A 17,061-nucleotide genomic window follows, 5' to 3' on the forward strand; every position below is an offset into this window, starting at 1 on the left:
TAAAATGCCAATAAACACGGGAGTGAAATGCGATGTTGAATCGTCGGCAAATGGGTTTGGGCCTGGCCGGTCTGGGTGTTGCGGCTGCTACCCGCGCCTTGCCCGCCATGGCGGCTACGGGCCCCCATAAGTTTCCGGAAGGTTTCCTCTGGGGGGCTTCCACGGCGGCCTATCAGGTGGAAGGCAATAACATCAATTCCGACGTCTGGACGGCGGAGCGCGCCCCCGGTTCTCCCTATGCCGATGTGGCGGGTGACGCGGCGAACAGTTTCATGCTCTGGCCGGTCGATCTGGATCTGGTCAAGAATATGGGGCTGGGCGCCTATCGGTTCAGCCTGGAATGGGCGCGGATTGAGCCACGGCAGGGCGAATTCTCCATCGCCATGCTGAACCATTACAAGCGCATCATCGAGGGCTGCCACACGCGCGGACTGAAGCCGGTGGTGACCTTCAACCATTTCTCCAACCCGCTTTGGTTCGCGCTGGCCGGCGGCTGGCATAACCCAGAGGCGCCGGACCTGTTCGCCCGCTTTTGCGCCAAGGCGGCGGCGCATCTGGGCGATGGCATCGCCTATGCCGCCACCTTGAATGAACCCAATCATGCGGGGCATTTGCCCTCAATATTGCCCCCTTCGGTGAGCAACTGGCTGCTGCCGGCGGACAAGGCGGCGTGTGAGGCGGTGGCCAAGCGCTTTGGCGTGCCACTGTTCCTGGCCGGTAACAATGTCTGGTACCCCGATCCTGTCGTCGTTCAGGCCCATCTGCTGAAGGGCCATGCGCTGGGCCGGCAGGCCATCAAGGCAGAACGCAGCAATTTGCCCGTCGGCGTGACGTTGGCCATGATCGATGATCAGGCTGTGGGCAAAGATACCAGCAAACGCGACAGCGTGCGCGAACAGCTCTACGCCCCCTGGCTGCGCGCCGCACAGCAGGATGATTTTGTCGGCGTGCAGAATTACGAACGTGCCCTGTGGGACGCCAAGGGGCGGGTGGAACCGCCGGCTGGTGGTGACCGCAATATGGGCGGGGCGGAGGTCTATCCAGCCTCATTGGCCGGTGTGGTGCGCTATGCCCATTCGGTGGCCAAGGTGCCGGTGATCGTCACCGAACATGGGGTGAATAGCCCCGATGACGGGGTGCGCCAGCGTCTGATCCCGGCGGCCCTGACGGAACTGCACAAGGCGATGGCAGATGGTGTGCCGGTGAAGGGTTATTTCCACTGGTCGCTGATCGACAATTTCGAATGGGGCTTTGGCTATAAGCCGCAATACGGGCTGCATAGCCTGGATCGCCAGACATTCGCCCGTACGCCCAAGCCCAGTGCGGCGGTGCTGGGCGCCATTGCCCGCGCCAATGCCTGCTGATCAACAAGGACCAATGCCATGAAACGACGTATCCGCATGGGGATGGTGGGCGGTGGACCGGGGGCCTTCATCGGCCCGGTTCACCGGCTGGCGGCGGAAATGGATCGGGAGATCGAACTGGTCGCCGGGGCCTTTTCCAGCGATGCTGCCCGCTCCATCGCGGGCGGTGCCGCCTATGGCATTGGTCCTGACCGCTCCTATCCCTCGCTGGACGCCATGCTGGTGGCGGAGCGGGACCGGGCGGACGGGATTGAAATGGTGGTGATCGCCACCCCCAACCGCCACCATTTGACCGCCGCCCGTGCTGCCCTGGAAGCCGGCATCGCCGTTATGTGCGACAAGCCGCTGACGGCGACACTGGCAGAGGCGCAGACCCTGGAAGGGGTGGTGGCGCGGGCCGGCCTGCCCTTCGGCGTCACCTACACCTATTCAGGATATCCGCTGGTGCGGGAGGCCAAGGCCCGCATCGCCGCAGGCGCGCTCGGCACCATCCGCAAGCTGGTGGTGGAATATCCGCAGGGCTGGCTGGCGGGGGAGGCTGTGGGCAAGCAGGCGGCCTGGCGGGTTGATCCGGCCAGCGCCGGCATTGGCGGTTGCATCGCGGATATCGGCGTCCACGCCTTCCATCTGGCGGAGTTTGTCAGCGGCCTGAAGCTGGTCAAGCTGCTGGCCGATCTGGGCAGCGTCGTGCCGGGCCGGGCGCTGGACGATGATTGCCAGATATTATTACGCTTCGACAATGGTGCCCGTGGCGTGTTGCTGGCCAGCCAGATTTCTGTCGGTGAGCGCAACGGGCTGCGTTTACGGATTTATGGCGACAAGGCCGGGCTGGATTGGCGGCAGGAGGAGCCGAACAGCCTGTGGCTGTCCCATGCCGATGGGCGCAGCGAGCTGATCCGGGCCGGCGACCCCGGCCTGTCGCCGGCAGCATTGCAGGCCAGCCGCACGCCGGGCGGCCATCCGGGGGGCTATCTGGAGGCATTCGCCAATCTCTACCGCGATTTCGCCCGGTTGCTGCGGGGCGATGCTGCTCCCCTGCTGCCCGGTCTGGCCGATGGGCTGCGCGGCATGGCCTTTATCGATACGGCGGTGCGGGCCAGTCGGGAGAATGCGGGCTGGGTGGATTTCACCGGCTGACTGAAACCAAGACAAAAATCAAATTCGGGAGAAACGCGGATGAGGACGATCAAGGGGCCGGGTATCTTCCTGGCCCAGTTCGCGGGCGATGCCGCCCCGTTCAATTCCCTGGATGCCATTGCCGGCTGGGTCGCTGGCCTGGGCTATAAGGGTGTGCAGATACCCTCTTGGGATCAGCGGCTGTTTGATCTGTCCAAGGCTGCGGAAAGCCAGGATTATTGTGATGAGGTTCTGGGCACGTTGGCCCGGCATGGGCTGGCATTGACCGAACTGTCCACCCATCTGCAGGGCCAGCTGGTCGCCGTCCATCCCGCCTATGATGCGCAGTTTGACGGTTTCGCCGCCCCCGCTGTGCGCGGCAACCCGGCGGCCCGGCAGGAATGGGCGGTGGCACAGCTGAAGCTGGCGGCCGTGGCCTCCCGCCGGTTGGGCCTGACGGCCCATGCCAGTTTCTCCGGTGCCTTGGCCTGGCCCTATCTCTATCCCTGGCCGCAGCGTCCGGCGGGGCTGGTGGAAGATGCGTTTGATGAGCTGGCCCGCCGCTGGCGGCCCATTCTGGACGTGTTTGACGAAAATGGCGTCGATATCGGCTTTGAACTGCATCCCGGTGAAGACCTGCATGATGGGGTGACGTTTGAGATGTTTCTGGACAGGGTGGGCAACCATCCGCGCGCCAACATCCTCTACGATCCCAGCCATTTTGTGCTGCAGCAGCTGGATTATCTGGCCTTCCTCGACCTCTATCACGCCCGCATCAAATGCTTTCATGTGAAGGATGCGGAATTCCGGCCCAATGGGCGCAGCGGCGTTTATGGCGGCTATCAGGGCTGGGTTGACCGGCCGGGCCGGTTCCGGTCGCTGGGCGATGGACAGGTCGATTTCGCCGCCATCTTTGCCAAGATGGCGCAATATGATTTCCCTGGCTGGGCCGTGCTGGAATGGGAATGCGCCCTGAAACATCCAGAGGCCGGGGCGGCGGAAGGAGCACCCTTCATCGACCGGCACATCATCCGCGTCACCGAAAAAGCCTTCGATGATTTCGCCGCCGCCGGGGCCGACCGCGCCCTGAACCGCCGTCTGATGGGGCTGTGATCATGAGCAAACTGACAACAGCCGGACAGGGAACGACGGCCAAGGGCATCACCCTGATTTACGCCCAGATATTGCCGGTGATGGCGATTGTCTCCCTGTTTCCCGCCATCCCCAAACTGTTTGCCGAGTTTGGCGCCCACCCCAATGCCGGTTTCCTGATCCCGGCCATTGTCACCGCACCGTCTTTCTGTGCGGCGCTGTTCTCCTCGGTGGCGGGGATCATTGCCGACCGCTATGGCCGGCGGCGCAGTTTCATCTTCGGCATGGCGCTTTATGTGCTGGCCGGACTGGTGCCTCTGTTCGTGAATGATCTGGGCCTGATCATCGCCAGCCGGGCGGTACTGGGCATGGCAGAGGCCTTTGCCATCACCATTTCCAGCGCCCTGATCGGCGATTATTTCGGTGAACAGCGCCATCGCTGGACAGCCTGGGTTGGCATTTCCATTTCGGTGGCCGGTACGGGCCTGATCGCGGCGGGCGGGGCGCTGGCGGATATCAGCTGGCGCGGCCCCTTTGCCATCTATCTGCTGGCCATTCCCGGCCTGATCATGGCGCTGTTGTTTATTGACGAGCCCAAGGCTTCCGGCGGCAGCCCTGCCGCCGCGCGGCCCCAGCTTCCCTATCCCTGGAAAGAGGCGTTCCTGATCGGTGGCGTCACCCTGGTGACCTCCGCACTTTATTATGTGGAACCGCTGAACATCGCCCGCGTGCTGGATGCCAAGGGGGCGGGATCGTCCACGCAGATCGGCCTGATCCAGTCGGCGACCAGCATCGCCTATATTGGCGGGGCAATTCTCTATCGCCGGGTGCATCACTGGTCTATCGGCCAGTTATTGGGGCTGACCGGCGTGCTGATTGGCGTGGGCCAACTGGTGATCGGCCTGGGTCCGACCTGGCAGGTGGTGTCGCTGGGGGCGGTCATTCAGCAGGTCGGTGGCGGCTTTGTCATCCCCGCCCTGATGGCCTGGGGGCAGGCGATCCTGCCGCTGGAACAGCGCGGGCGCGGCATGGGCATCTGGGCCACCGCCTTTTTCAGCGGCACCTTCGCCTGTGGTGGCCTCGTCGCCGTCACCACCAGCCTGACCGGCGGCCTGCCCCCTGCCATGACGGCACTGGGTATCCTCACCCTGGTCTGCGCGTTTCTCGCCCGCCTGATCCCGGCGGGCAACCGCTCCACCTCAACTGTGAATGCCTGATCATGACTGAGACCGTTTACGACTTTATCATTGTGGGGGCGGGTTCGTCGGGCTGCGTGCTGGCCGACCGGTTGAGCGCCAGCGGCAAGCATAAGGTGCTGCTGGTGGAAGCCGGCGGCCGGAATGAGACCGAACTGGTCAACATGCCGCGTGCCTTCATGAAGATGTTCGGCAACCCCACCTATTTCTGGCATTTCCCCATCAAGCCGCAACCCGGCCGCCCGGCGGGGGAGGTCTGGCCCTATGGGCGCGGGCTGGGCGGCTCCAGCTCCACCAACGGCACCTGGTATCTGCGCGGGATGCCGGCTGATTATGATGGTTGGGCCGCCGGGCACAAGGAATGGGCCTGGACGGAGATTTCCCGCTGCTTCCAGGCCATGGAAAGCTATCGCGTGGAGGGAGCGCACAGGACGCGCGGGGCGGACGGGCCGTTGCAGGTGACGCAACTGCCCTATCGCTCCCCGGCTATCGCCGCCAGCATTGAGGCCGGGGTGGAAATGGGCCTGCCACGCCTCAGCGATATCAATACGCCCGGCACGCTCGGCATCGGCTACACCCAGGCCACCGTTGATCGGCGCGGGCGTCGCGCCTCCAGCTACCGCGCCTTTCTCAAGCCGGCTTTGTCCCGCCCCAACCTGACCGTGCTGACCGATGCCCTGGTGGAAAAGGTGGAGCTGGATGGCAAGCGCGCCGTCGGCATCAAGGTCCGCACCGCCAATGGTACCCGCATCATCAAGGCGGGGCGGGAAGTGATCCTGTCCGCCGGTGCGCTGCAAAGCCCTAAGCTGCTGCAATTGTCCGGGATTGGCCCGGCAGAGGTGCTGACCCGCGCCGGTGTAGCGGTTTGGCATGATCTGGCCGCCGTGGGCCGCCATCTGGCCGACCATGCCATGGTCTCTCTGTCCTACCGGCTGCATAATGACCCCGGTTTCAATAAGGAGTTTTCCGGCTGGCGGCTGATGACCCACGCGCTGCGCTATTATCTGACGCGCAAGGGGTTGATGGCCTATACCTCGCCAGAGGTGACGGCGCTGTTATCGCTGCAGGGGCGGTCTGACTGGCCAGATGTGCAGTTCGGCATTGGCCCCTTCTCCATGCGCTCGTCAGAGGAGATCAAGGCCGATCCGGGGCGCGGTGCCTTGGAGGACGAGCCCGGCATCACCGTCAACGCCATTGCCCTGCGCCCGAAAAGCCGGGGGGCCGTGTGCATCCGCAGCGCCGATATCACCGACCAGATTGAGGTGGATGCCAACTGGTGGGGCGATCCGGCGGACAAGGCTTTCATGGTTGAAATGGTGCGGCTGGTCCGCCGTTACATGCGCCAGCCGGCCCTGAAGCATTTTGTCGGGGAAGAGGTGGTACCCGGCCCCCGCATTGAAAGCGATGAACAGATCGCAGAGGTGTTGGAATGGCTCACCAGCCCCGGCGTTCATGCCACCGGCACTTGCCGCATGGGCGGCCCAACCGATGGCGTCGTCGATGGAAGGCTGCGGGTGCATGGCATCCAGGGACTGCGGGTGGTGGATTGCTCTGTCATGCCCGTTCCGCCCGCCGGCAACACCAATGGCCCGGCCATGGTTGTCGGCTGGCGTGCCGCAGAACTGATCCTGCAGGATGCTGGCTGACGCCAAAAATCTCCGCGGGTAACCACGTTATTGATCAATAAAGCCCTTGTTGTCGGCGGTAAGATTGCCGGCAAGGCAAGCACAGCTGTAACAAGATATAATACCAAGTTGCGATGAGGTGAACTCATCGCAACTTGGTACGGCGGCGACTGCCGCCGCGTGGCCCGTGCCGCGTGAAGCCAAGCCAACGGATGTTGGCGCCGCGCGGTGGCGGCAGTTTGTTGGCAGCTATGATCTGCCGCCCCTGCCGCTATTTCACCCAATCCTGATAGCGATAGTAGGCCCCGACAAAGGGAAGGAACCAGGGCGTGCCGAAATAGCCGGGGATGGCGGGCCAGTCCATGCCGTGCCAGGGATTGAGATCAGCACGACCATCCAGAACCTCCGCCATGACGGCACCCATATAGGTCGCCATGTGCGTTCCGTGCCCGCTATAGCCCATTGAGTAGAACAGGCCGTCGCGTTCACCGGCACGGGGAAGCCGGTCGCGCGTCATCTCCACCATGCCGCCCCAGCAATAATCGATGCGGGCATCGGTCAGTTCGGGGAACAAGGCGATCATCGAGCGGCGCAGGATGGCGCCGCTCTTCGCGTCGGAGACCGGATCGCTGGCGCTGGAAAAGCGGGCCCGGCCACCGAACAGCAGCCGGTTGTCCGGCAGCACTCGGAAATAATTCACAAAATTGCGGGTGTCGGTGGTGTTGCGCCGGTTGGGGGTCAGCCGGTCAAGCAGGCTGACCGGCAAGGGCTCGGTCACGATGATATAGGCCCCGACGGGGACGATCCGCCGCCGGAACCAGCCCAGCGGCCCGATGCGCGACGTTCCGGTCGCCAGAAGCACCTGATTGGCGCGAAGACTGCCCTGCGGCGTGGTCACCTCATGGACTTGGCCCTCAACACGGCGCAACCCGATGACGGGGTTGTTTTCATAGATGCGCGCACCGTGACGGGCGGCGGCGGCGGCAAGGCCCTGGCCATACTGGCCCATATGCATCCCGGCACTTTTCTTGAACAACATGCCACCAAAATAGCGGTCGGAGCCGATTTCCGCTCGCATTTCCGATCTTGGTACCATGCAGGTGTCGGGATCGACATCACGGGCCAGCAGTTCCTGGGAGCGGGCGATCTTGTCGTAATGGGCCGGCTTGGCGGCGAGTTTCAATTTGCCCACACGCCGGAAATGGCAATTGATACCCTCCTCCGTGATGATCCTTTCAACCAGATCGACGCCGGCATCAAAGGCCCGGTACAGAATGTTGGCCCGCTCCCGGCCCAGCCCGGTGGACAGGGCGTAATAGTCCTGGGCGAAGCCATTATTGCACATGCCGCCATTGCGGCCCGACGCGGCATTGGCCACACGGCCAGCTTCCAGCAGGACAACCTTTGCCCCCTTCCTGGCCAAGGCGAGAGCCGCCGACAGGCCCGTGAAGCCGGCCCCGATGACTGCGACATCGGCTGTGCCCTCGGGCCCGCCTTGCATCGCGCCGCCGAAGGGCGTGGCTGTATCCAGCCAGTAGGAGGTCATCTTCATCACCGGAACTCCTCAACCATGCCGACCACAGGACGGGAAGACGCCAGGATCAGCCAAGTGACTGGTTAGAAAGCGCAAAAAGCGTTGCCGCACCATCGGAGGGCAGGGGATGTCCACGCACCATGGAGGTGACCTCGCCAACCTTTGGCAAACCCAGGCCCAGCAGCCAGGGTGTCAGGCCGCTGGCGTTGGTGACATCGATGCGGACAAAGTACCCGACATGGGGGGCCATCAGATCCGCCATCAGCGCGCGGGCTTCTGCCGGGGCGGTGGCCACGACCGGCCCGACGACGATGCCCCGGCCCCATTGACGGGCACAGCCATAGCCCTGAACCGTCCCCTGACGCTCTACAACCCGGACGGTGGCAATAGGGAACAGCGCATCGATCAGGTTCGCCCGCTCCATCGCGCTGGCCGCCCGATCAAGGGCGAGGATGGCGGCACGGTCATCGGCACGGAAATCCCGGATCGTGCCGGAAGCCACCTCTGCGACCGGGCTGGTGGCAAGTACCGCCTGATGCTGGTGGATCGCGCCATAGGCCACAAAGCCAAGCTGCGCATAGAGCGACCGCCCCTCCAGGGTAGAGTTCAGGATGATCGTCCGGCCCCCGGCCTGTCGCAGCAACTCATCCATCAGCATTCGGCCGATGCCACGGCGCTGGGCCCAGGGGGCAACGATGATCATTCCGGCAGAGGCGTGGCTGTCACCATAGGGCCACCACAGTGCCGTGCCCACCAGCTGGTCCGCCACCTCCACCGCGATCCCATGCCCCAATGCCAGGGCGAAGGCCCAATCTTCCAGCCGATAGGGCCATTGCAGTGCCTGCGACAGGGACAGGGCTTGCGGAAGATGGGCCGGTGTCAGTGCGACCAGCTTGGGGGATGGCGTCGCGGTCTCTGCGTCTTCGATTTCGAAAGCTGTCATCTTGTTTCCTTCCGCCACGTGACCATGCCCCTCTTCCGCGCCGGCAACATACGCGGCCAGGTCAGAAATATTTGAGCCAGGCGATATCCTTGCGCCGTGCCTTCAGCCGCGAGAACCAGACCGTCGGTATGTAGAAAGGAATGATCAGGCCAACATACCAGGCGAACACCCAGCCATAGCTGTCGAAGCCGAAAACGGAACCCTGGGTCGGCCCCCAGATGGCAAAGGCGGTGTGGTACAGCACACGCAGCATGGCCAGATGAAAGATGTAGAAGAACATCGGTGCGCCGCCGAATACCGCCAGGGCGCTGGTGATGCCAGCCTCGCGGATACGGTCGAAGAAAGCCAGCAACAGCGATCCGACACCCAGGGTGAAGAGCAGAAAATCCAGGGAGGGCGGATATTTGGTCAATGACATGAAGCTCATCGCGGTGCGCGCCGGGTCGCTCTCGACAATGAACCAGGGCTTGTCACCATAGATGTTCAGCAGTCGCAGGCCGATGAACAGGGCGATCATGCCGCCGCCCAGCAACAGCAGCCGGCGCTGCCGGGTCTCTGGCGACACATGCGGCAGGAACCAGGGGCCGATCCCGAAGCCCAACAGGATCACCCCGATCCAGGCCAGCACCGGATAGCTGGTTTTCGCCACCAGACCGAACGGCAAAGCGATGAAGTCGCGCTGATGCAGCAAAGCCCAGAGCGTATGGAGCGGGGCATCCGGGGCCAGACGAATGGGATCGAGCAGATTATGGCCGGCGACAATCACCAGGCCCAACACGATCAGCGTCGCCAGGGGCAGCCGGAAAAGACCAGCCAGCACGATCATGCACAGGCCGATGCACCAGATGACCTGCAGCCACAATGTCGGCTGTGCGACCCCCCAATAGAGCGGCGACAGGAAAAACACCTCAATCGCCATCAGCAGCAGGCCGCGCTTCAGGAGATAGGATGATGTCTCCTGTGCTGTGTGGTTGCGACTATAGAGAAAGACGCCAAGGCCCGTCAGCGCCACAAAGATCGGTGCGCACAGGCTGGCGGCCAGCCGGGCGAAGAACAGGGCCGGCATGATGGTCCGGGCATCCACCGGATCGGAGATATCGACATGCAGGAACCAGGTCTCCCGGACATGGTCCAGCAGCATCACCACCATGACAAAGCCACGCAGCGCATCAATACTGCGCAAGCGACCGCTCGCCACTTTGGCAACCGTTGCCGTCACGCCGGGCTGGTGTTGCCCGGAAGCTGTCATTGTGATTGTACTCATCCGTTCCCCCTGGACCTTTAAAGGTGCTCTGTACTTGTGCGTCCCTACAGCGCGCCGACCTTGATGGCGGACCCGTCAACCAGCCGTGACAGGTTGAAATGGGTCGGATCAATCACCGGCTTTTCGTTGGTGACCAGTTGTGCGGCCAGATAGCCGATCCCCGGCCCAAGGCCAAACCCGTGCCCCGAACAGCCCGCCGCCAGGAACAGCCCGCCCACCGTGCCGATCCCGGATATAACCGGGACGGCATCCGGCGTGCAGTCGACATAGGCACCCCAGGTACTGTCAATTTCCATCCCCGCCAGTTCGGGGAAGGTGCCCCTGACATTATCCAGGATGGCCTGAACCAACCGCCGGTTGGGGGCCGGGTCCAGAACGCGATGGCGTTCGAACATCCTTTCATCACGGCCCAGCCAGGATGAAAGGGATTCAGGGCCCGCAAACAGGGATTCCCCGACCCCGATCTGCACTGCCTTCAGCCGCTTCAGGAATTGTGGCAAGAAACCGCGGGCGAACCGCATACCTTGTGCGGTCAGTTCCAGCGTGGCACGCCCGCTGATGGCCAGGGTGTAACTGCCATCCAGACGCCGCGTCATCGCCAGATCGGGGCAATAGATCACGTCGCCGACATTCCGGGTCGGCTTGGTCCTGACCGCCGTCTGGCGCACGCTGGCCTGGGGGAACACCACGCCATGGCGCGCCAGGAGGGTGGATGCCCAGGCGCCTGCCGCGCATAGAACCGCATTCGCCCTGATCATGCCCTTTTCGGTCCGGACCCCCGTAACCCGGCCATTGGTGATGTCCAGGCCACGCACGGCGCAATTCTGGTGGATGGTGGCACCCAGGGCACGCGCTCCTTCGGCCAGCACCGGTGCGGCCCAGGCGGGCTCGGCCTTGCCGTCCGTGACGGAATGCAGGCCGCCCAACCATTTGCGGCGGGTTTCCGGGATGCGCTGCGCCGCCTGGGCCGCGTTCAGCATGTAGGTTTCAACCCCGAACTCCCGTGCGGTTGTCTTCCCCCAGGCTTCCCAGGTGGCCAGCATGGCGGCATCGTCGGTCGCGTAGACCAGACCGGTGCGCCGAAAGCCCAAATCCTGGCCAATCTCCCCCGCCAAACCGTCCCAGAGGGACATCGACAGAAGCGACAGGGGCATTTCGCGGGGATCGCGGTTCTGCTGCCGGCACCAGCCCCAGGTCCGGCTCGACTGCTCGCAGGCGACGTGACCTTTTTCCAGCAGAGCGACAGACAGCCCGCGCTTGGCCAGATAATAGGCTGCGGCAGTGCCAATGATGCCCCCACCGATCACCACAACATCGGTTGACGGCGGAAGCGCTTCGTCGCTGGCAACGGATCGAACAACGGGAACCATGGTGAAACCTCAGGTGCGGATGATTCAGTCTGCCGTGCCGGCGCGCGACCCGTTACTGCGCCGGTTTGTACAGCGCGTAGATCTTGGCCACAGTCACGAAGCTGGCCCAACTGCACCGGGCGCCCTGCTCGATGATGAGGGTATCGCCCTTTCGGAACGTCCCCGTGCGCCCGGCCTCGTCCGTAAATGACACCTCCCCTTCCAGAAGATGCATCAACTCGCTGTGACGGAAGAAAATCGGGACCCGTTGATAGGGCGTGGAATCCCAGGTGCCGCACAGGAACTCCCCGCTGGCCGAGCGGAAGACGTTGTTTGAGCGGCAAGCCGGCCTTTCGCTGATCAGCACATCATCGGCCGGCGGGTTGGAGGGAGACAGCGGGGCCGCATTATCGATCACAAAGATCCCGCTCTCCCCGTCGACTGCCTCCAGATAACGCATACCGATCAGGGTCACCGGCTGCGCGGCGTGCCAGCGGAACGACGTGCCCTTGGCAATCACCGCACTGCTTCCGGGTTCGATCACAGCCCGATCGGAACCGGTATCAAGGGTGAGCGCGCCGCTGCTGGCGAATAGCCACGTATCACCGCGGGTTTCCACATGCTCACCCGTTCCGGCGGCAATCGTCGCGGTGAAAACTTCACAGGGACCGGCCCGCACGGGGAGAATATGTGCCCCCGCCCCGAACGGGTCTAATCCGGCCGCCGCTGCAATCTGTTCGGCCATGATCCCTAGATTGACGAAGGAAGGGCATTCGCTGTTGCTCGTCATCTTTTGTCGTTCCCACATTGACGCAATGGATCAGGGGGCCGTCGGCAGATGCGCCACGGCGTCGATTTCGACCAGGAAGCCGTAATGAAGCTCCGGCACCGGCACCACCGTCCGCGCCGGCCGCGCATCGGGCAGCATTTCCGCATAGATGCGGTTAAATTCCGGCCAGTTCGCAACGCCCACGATATAGGCTGTCACGCGGACCAGATTTGCCGGCGTGCCGCCGGCGGCATTCAGGATCGCCAGCATATTGGTGATGGCCTGCCGGGCCTGTGCGTCGAAGCCGGGGTCGGACAAAGGCTGCCGATCCGCCCGAATGGGCAATTGACCGGAGATATAAAGCGTTTCCCCCGCCCGCATAGCCTGCACATAGTGACCCGCGGGCGCCGGTGCGGCTTCGGTGAATACAGGTTCGATGCTGTTCATGACCAGCCTCCGAACCGCTGCCAGTTGGCCTCGACAATATCGGATGTACCGCGAACGACGCGGTAGCTGCCATGCTGCGCGCCCGTCGCACAGGCATGGTTGGGCAGGATACGCACGCGATCACCGATCTTCAGATCAGGCAGCGTCGCGCCGGAACCGGGCCGAACCGTTACGATCCCATGTTCCTGATTGGCGTCTGCCAGGATGATATCGCCAAAGGGTGTACCTGTGCTGTCGCAGACCAGTCCGTACCCTTGGCTGACCGGCTGTTTGGCGGTGCCGCGATCCTGCGACATGGCCATCCAGCCGGCATCGACCAGTATCCAGCCCTTTTCCCGCTGATGCCCGATCACTGTGGCCATGACCGACAAGGCGATATCATCGACCGTACAGACACCAATGCCCGTCATCACCAGATCGAAAAAGACGAACACACCGGCCCGCACTTCGCTGACACCGGTAAGGTCGGTTGCAAAATGTGCGGTGGGGGTGGAGCCCAGGCTGACCACGGGGCAGGCATGGCCAGCCGCCCGCAGCGTTTCTGCCGCCTGAACAACGGCCCGGCGTTCCTGTGCCGCCGCCTCTATCAGCGCCTGTTCGGTCCGCGCGCCATAGCTGGCACCGGCATGGGTCAGCACACCGCGAAGCTCCGCACCATCGGTGAGTGCCTGAGCGATCGCCAGCAGAGAGGCGGCATCGCCGGGAAGAATCCCCGAGCGATGGCCGTCGCAATCAATCTCAATCAGCGCCGGGATTGCCTGGCCAGCTGCCCGCGATGCGGCGGCAACGGCTTGCGCCTGTTCCACCGTATCCAGAACGACGGCAATATCGACGTCCTTCTGGCGGAGTTGCAGTACCTTGTCGAGTTTGCCGGGGGCAATGCCGACGGCATAGATCATGTCGCGGACGCCGGCTGCGGCAAAATACTCCGCCTCCTTCAGGGTCGAGACCGTGGCCGGGCCTGCGGCCGAACTCATCACGCGGCGGGCCACATCGACCGACTTCGCGGTCTTGAGATGCGGGCGCAGCGACACCCCCAAAGCATCAAGCCGCTGCCGCAACCGCGCAATGTTGCGATCCATGCAATCGGCATCCAGAAGCAGACAGGGGGTTTCAAGATCGGCCAGACGCAGCGGCTCCGGCTCTGGCTTGGTCTGGAATTCCGCATATGTCACAGAGGTATCCTCGCAGATAGGGTGATCTTTTTTTGCCCCCGCAGCGGGAGCGAGACAATTAACGATTTCTGCATGAACAGATAAGCCTGAACTTAATGCCTCAGGCATCCCACCACACATGCTCGGCGAAGGTGTAGCCCATGAACCCGCCCAGCGGGACGGGATACAAGCCCTTCACGCGTCGATCATAACCGTCCAGAACACTCATGAAGACGGGGATGGCATTGCCGCAATGGTCCCGCACAAGACCCTGCATCTCGCCATAGAGCTGTTTACGCCGCGCCGTGTCCGGCTCGGCGCGGGCCTCCAGCAGCAGCCCGTCGAACCGGGGATTTCGCCAACCCGTTTCGTTCCATGTCGCGTCAGACTTGTAGAAAAGACTGAAGATCATGTCCGCCGTCGGGCGTGGGTTGGTGTTGCCGAAGCTCAGCGGATGCTTCATCCAATGGGTCGACCAATATCCATCCGACGTCATGCGGTTGACCGCCAGTTGAAGGCCGACGCGCGACGCATATTCCTGAAGCACGGACGCCATCTCGACCGACCCTTCGGCCACCGGTGCGGCATACATGGGCAGGCGCATTCCGAACAAGCCGCCCCGCTGCACATGCCATTTGGCCCGGTCGAGATCGAGGCTGGTCTGGGGAAGGTCATCGCGGTAGTAGGGATGGAATGGCGGTATCGGATGGTCGTTGGCGATGGTCCCGTAATTCCGAAACAGTGCCCGGTTGATCAAGGGCCGATCCAGCAGGTACTTGATCGCCGCCGTGAAATCGGGGTTGGCGGTCGGTTGGTGATCCTGCCGCATGATAAGGTTGGTATAGAGGCCGGATCGCGTCTCCAGCAGGTCGTATCCCGGTTCCCCCCGGATGCGTTTGGCTGAACGCGGATTGACGGCATTGATGATCTGCACATCGCCCGACAGCAGGGCGTTGACCCGGCTCATCTCATCCGGGATGCCGATCAGCTCAATCTCCTCCAGATAAGGCTTGCCGGGTTTCCAGAAATTGGGGTTCCGCCGGACGATGGTGCGAATGCCGGGCTGAAATTCAACCAGACGGTACGGCCCCGTGCCATTGGCCGTGGCAAAATTGGTCTGTCCCTGGGGGACGATCAGAAAATGGGACTGGGCGAGGATTGCCGGCAAATCCGCATTGGGGCCGGTCAGTTCGATCAGTAGTTCCAGCGGGCCTGTCGCCCTGACTTCTTTGAACTGCTTGGCGATCTCCCGCATTTTTGAGCCCAGGCTGGGATTTTTGTGCCGCAGCAGGGAAAAGACCACATCGGATGCGTCAAAACTTTTGCCGTCATGGAACTGAACACCCTGGCGCAATGTCACGTGCCACACGATCTGATCGTCGCTGACGATCATCTCTGCCAGGGCGGGGTGCGGGTTCAGATCGCGGTCCAGCTCGGTCAGGCCACTGTACAGCATGTAATGCCGCACATAATCCGTACTCATCGCGCCTTTCGCCGGGTCCAGGGTGTCGGCGGTCGATGATGATGTGCTGGCCACCCGGATGCGACCGCCGACGCGGGGTTCTGACGAACCGCCGGCCGGACGGGGGGCGACGGTTGGGGGTTTTTGCAGCAGCTGAAACCCGGCCGCCGCCAGCCCAGCCCCGGCGGCCCCCAGCACGGCCCGACGGGTGAACTTGCCCCCGCTCATTGCGCGAAATATCCAAGGACGGCCTTGGTCTCCAGATATTCCTCCATGCCGAATTCCCCATATTCGCGGCCATTTCCTGACTGTTTGTAGCCGCCGAAGGCGGCGTGGGCGTCCCAGGCCGGATGGTTGATATGGACCTGCCCGGCCCTGATTTGCGCCGCGACACGCCGGGCCCGGTCGCGGTCGGCCGACTGGATATGGCAGCCCAAACCATAGACGGTGTCGTTGGCGATACGGATCGCGTCTGCCTCGTCGGCATAGGGGATCAGGCAGAGGACGGGGCCAAATATCTCCTCTTGGGCGATGCGCATGGTGGAGCGGACCTGGGAGAAAATTGTCGGCCGAACAAAGAAACCCTGCTCCAGCCCTTCCGGTCGCCCCGGTCCACCGCAGACCAGCGAAGCCCCCTCCGCCATGCCGATGGCGATCATGGTCTGGACCTTGTCGAACTGGGCTTGGGTGGAAACAGGGCCCAGGCTCGTGCCCTCCTGCAACGGATCGCCCACCACCATGCTGGCAGCCGCCGCAGCGGCCAGTTCCTCAACCTGCGCCAACCGGCTGGCCGGCACCAGCATCCGGGTGGGCGCGGAACAGGATTGCCCGACATTGCGGAAGGCCGACGCCACGCCCAGGGGGACAACCCGATCAAAATCGGCATCGTCGAGCAGGATGTTGGGGGATTTGCCGCCCAGTTCCTGCGTGACCCGCTTCACGGTGGGCGCCGCCGCCTGGGCAACCAGAACCCCCGCGCGGGTCGATCCCGTGATCGAGATCATGTCCACATCCGGGTGCGCGGCCAGTGCGGCCCCCACCTGCGGGCCGCTGCCATGAACAAGGTTGAAAACGCCGGCTGGCGTCCCCGCATCATGCATGACCTGCGCGAACAGCTGCGCGCTGAAGGGCGACGCCTCGCTGGGCTTCAGCACGATCGTGCATCCGGCGGCAATCGCCGGCGCGACCTTGGCGGTGATCTGGTAAAGCGGCCAGTTCCACGGCGTGATCAACCCGCAGACCCCGATCGCCTCCTTGATCGTAGCCGTCGTTCCCCGCTGGCGGATGAAGGCGTAGGTTTCCAGCACCTCGATAGCCGCCCTTATATGCGCGATACCGAAAGGAACCTGGGAGGCCCTGGAGAAGGTGATCGCGGCCCCCATCTCGCGGGTGATCGCCTGGGCCATTTCCTCTGACCGCTCTTCCAGGAGCGTCAGAATTCGCCCCAAAAGGGCGGCACGATCACGCACCGGACAGGTGGAGAATGCCGGAAAGGCGGCGCGCGCAGCCGCGACAGCCTGTTCGATATCATCGGCACCGCCGGACACAACCCGGCCAATGGTCTTCTGCGTTGCCGGGTTGATGACCGCGATGCCGTCCTGGGGCGTTAACGGAGCGACCCAGCGTCCGCCGATATAGTGGTGATCGCAGACCGTGAATTCCATGTCCGACCCTTCCGCACCAACCGAGAATGACCGGGACCACCGATCCCGGGACGTTGCGCAGAAGGAAGGATTGTGCAAAAAC

14 protein-coding genes are annotated in these 17,061 nt (G+C 63.4%); 5 read left to right on the plus strand and 9 right to left on the minus strand.

Annotated features, from left to right (window positions below):
* Positions 1–32: 32 nt before the first annotated feature.
* The 5 genes from GE253_RS13865 to GE253_RS13885 are packed head-to-tail and all read left to right on the plus strand — an operon-like array spanning position 33 to position 6,414.
* Complete coding sequence (locus tag GE253_RS13865) at positions 33–1,364, plus strand: family 1 glycosylhydrolase (protein ID WP_153204725.1); 1,332 nt, start codon at positions 33–35, stop codon at positions 1,362–1,364.
* 18 nt (positions 1,365–1,382) lie between these two features.
* Positions 1,383–2,501 carry a Gfo/Idh/MocA family oxidoreductase gene (locus GE253_RS13870; protein WP_211101456.1) on the plus strand — a complete coding sequence of 373 codons (1,119 nt, stop codon included), beginning with the start codon at positions 1,383–1,385 and terminating at the stop codon, positions 2,499–2,501.
* 39 nt (positions 2,502–2,540) lie between these two features.
* Complete coding sequence (locus GE253_RS13875) at positions 2,541–3,593, plus strand: sugar phosphate isomerase/epimerase (RefSeq protein WP_153204726.1); 1,053 nt, start codon at positions 2,541–2,543, stop codon at positions 3,591–3,593.
* Positions 3,594–3,595: 2 nt separating this feature from the next.
* Positions 3,596–4,789: an MFS transporter gene (locus GE253_RS13880; RefSeq protein WP_153204727.1), complete on the plus strand. Its 1,194-nt coding sequence runs from the start codon at positions 3,596–3,598 to the stop codon at positions 4,787–4,789.
* Positions 4,790–4,791: 2 nt separating this feature from the next.
* Positions 4,792–6,414, plus strand: coding sequence for a GMC family oxidoreductase N-terminal domain-containing protein (locus GE253_RS13885; RefSeq protein WP_153204728.1), 1,623 nt, complete (start codon positions 4,792–4,794; stop codon positions 6,412–6,414).
* Positions 6,415–6,664: 250 nt separating this feature from the next.
* Here the strand turns inward: GE253_RS13885 and GE253_RS13890 are convergent, their stop codons facing one another.
* From GE253_RS13890 to GE253_RS13930, 9 genes are all read right to left on the minus strand, one after another.
* Complete coding sequence (locus GE253_RS13890) at positions 6,665–7,945, minus strand: FAD-binding oxidoreductase (protein ID WP_153204729.1); 1,281 nt, start codon at positions 7,943–7,945, stop codon at positions 6,665–6,667.
* Positions 7,946–7,994: 49 nt separating this feature from the next.
* Positions 7,995–8,870 (minus strand): GNAT family N-acetyltransferase, encoded by an 876-nt coding sequence (locus GE253_RS13895; protein ID WP_153204730.1) that lies wholly within the window; start codon positions 8,868–8,870, stop codon positions 7,995–7,997.
* A gap of 61 nt (positions 8,871–8,931) precedes the next feature.
* Complete coding sequence (locus GE253_RS13900; protein WP_211101457.1) at positions 8,932–10,134, minus strand: heparan-alpha-glucosaminide N-acetyltransferase domain-containing protein; 1,203 nt, start codon at positions 10,132–10,134, stop codon at positions 8,932–8,934.
* A 44-nt stretch (positions 10,135–10,178) separates the two neighbouring features.
* Positions 10,179–11,504, minus strand: a complete 1,326-nt coding sequence (locus tag GE253_RS13905; protein WP_153204731.1) for an FAD-binding oxidoreductase — start codon at positions 11,502–11,504, stop codon at positions 10,179–10,181.
* A gap of 52 nt (positions 11,505–11,556) precedes the next feature.
* Positions 11,557–12,273, minus strand: a complete 717-nt coding sequence (locus tag GE253_RS13910) for a cupin domain-containing protein (RefSeq protein ID WP_153204732.1) — start codon at positions 12,271–12,273, stop codon at positions 11,557–11,559.
* Positions 12,274–12,303: 30 nt separating this feature from the next.
* Entirely contained in the window at positions 12,304–12,699 is a 396-nt protein-coding gene (locus GE253_RS13915; RefSeq protein ID WP_153204733.1) for a RidA family protein, read from the minus strand.
* Positions 12,696–13,874, minus strand: coding sequence for a DSD1 family PLP-dependent enzyme (locus GE253_RS13920; RefSeq protein ID WP_348770854.1), 1,179 nt, complete (start codon positions 13,872–13,874; stop codon positions 12,696–12,698). Before GE253_RS13920 ends, GE253_RS13915 begins: the two co-directional genes overlap by 4 nt.
* 100 nt (positions 13,875–13,974) lie before the next feature.
* A complete protein-coding gene (locus tag GE253_RS13925; protein ID WP_153204735.1) occupies positions 13,975–15,543 on the minus strand; it encodes an ABC transporter substrate-binding protein in 1,569 nt (522 codons plus the stop codon).
* Entirely contained in the window at positions 15,540–16,979 is a 1,440-nt protein-coding gene (locus GE253_RS13930) for an aldehyde dehydrogenase family protein (RefSeq protein WP_153204736.1), read from the minus strand. Before GE253_RS13930 ends, GE253_RS13925 begins: the two co-directional genes overlap by 4 nt.
* Positions 16,980–17,061: the final 82 nt, after the last annotated feature.

The organism is Niveispirillum sp. SYP-B3756, assembly GCF_009495745.1.
Taxonomy (GTDB): domain Bacteria; phylum Pseudomonadota; class Alphaproteobacteria; order Azospirillales; family Azospirillaceae; genus Niveispirillum.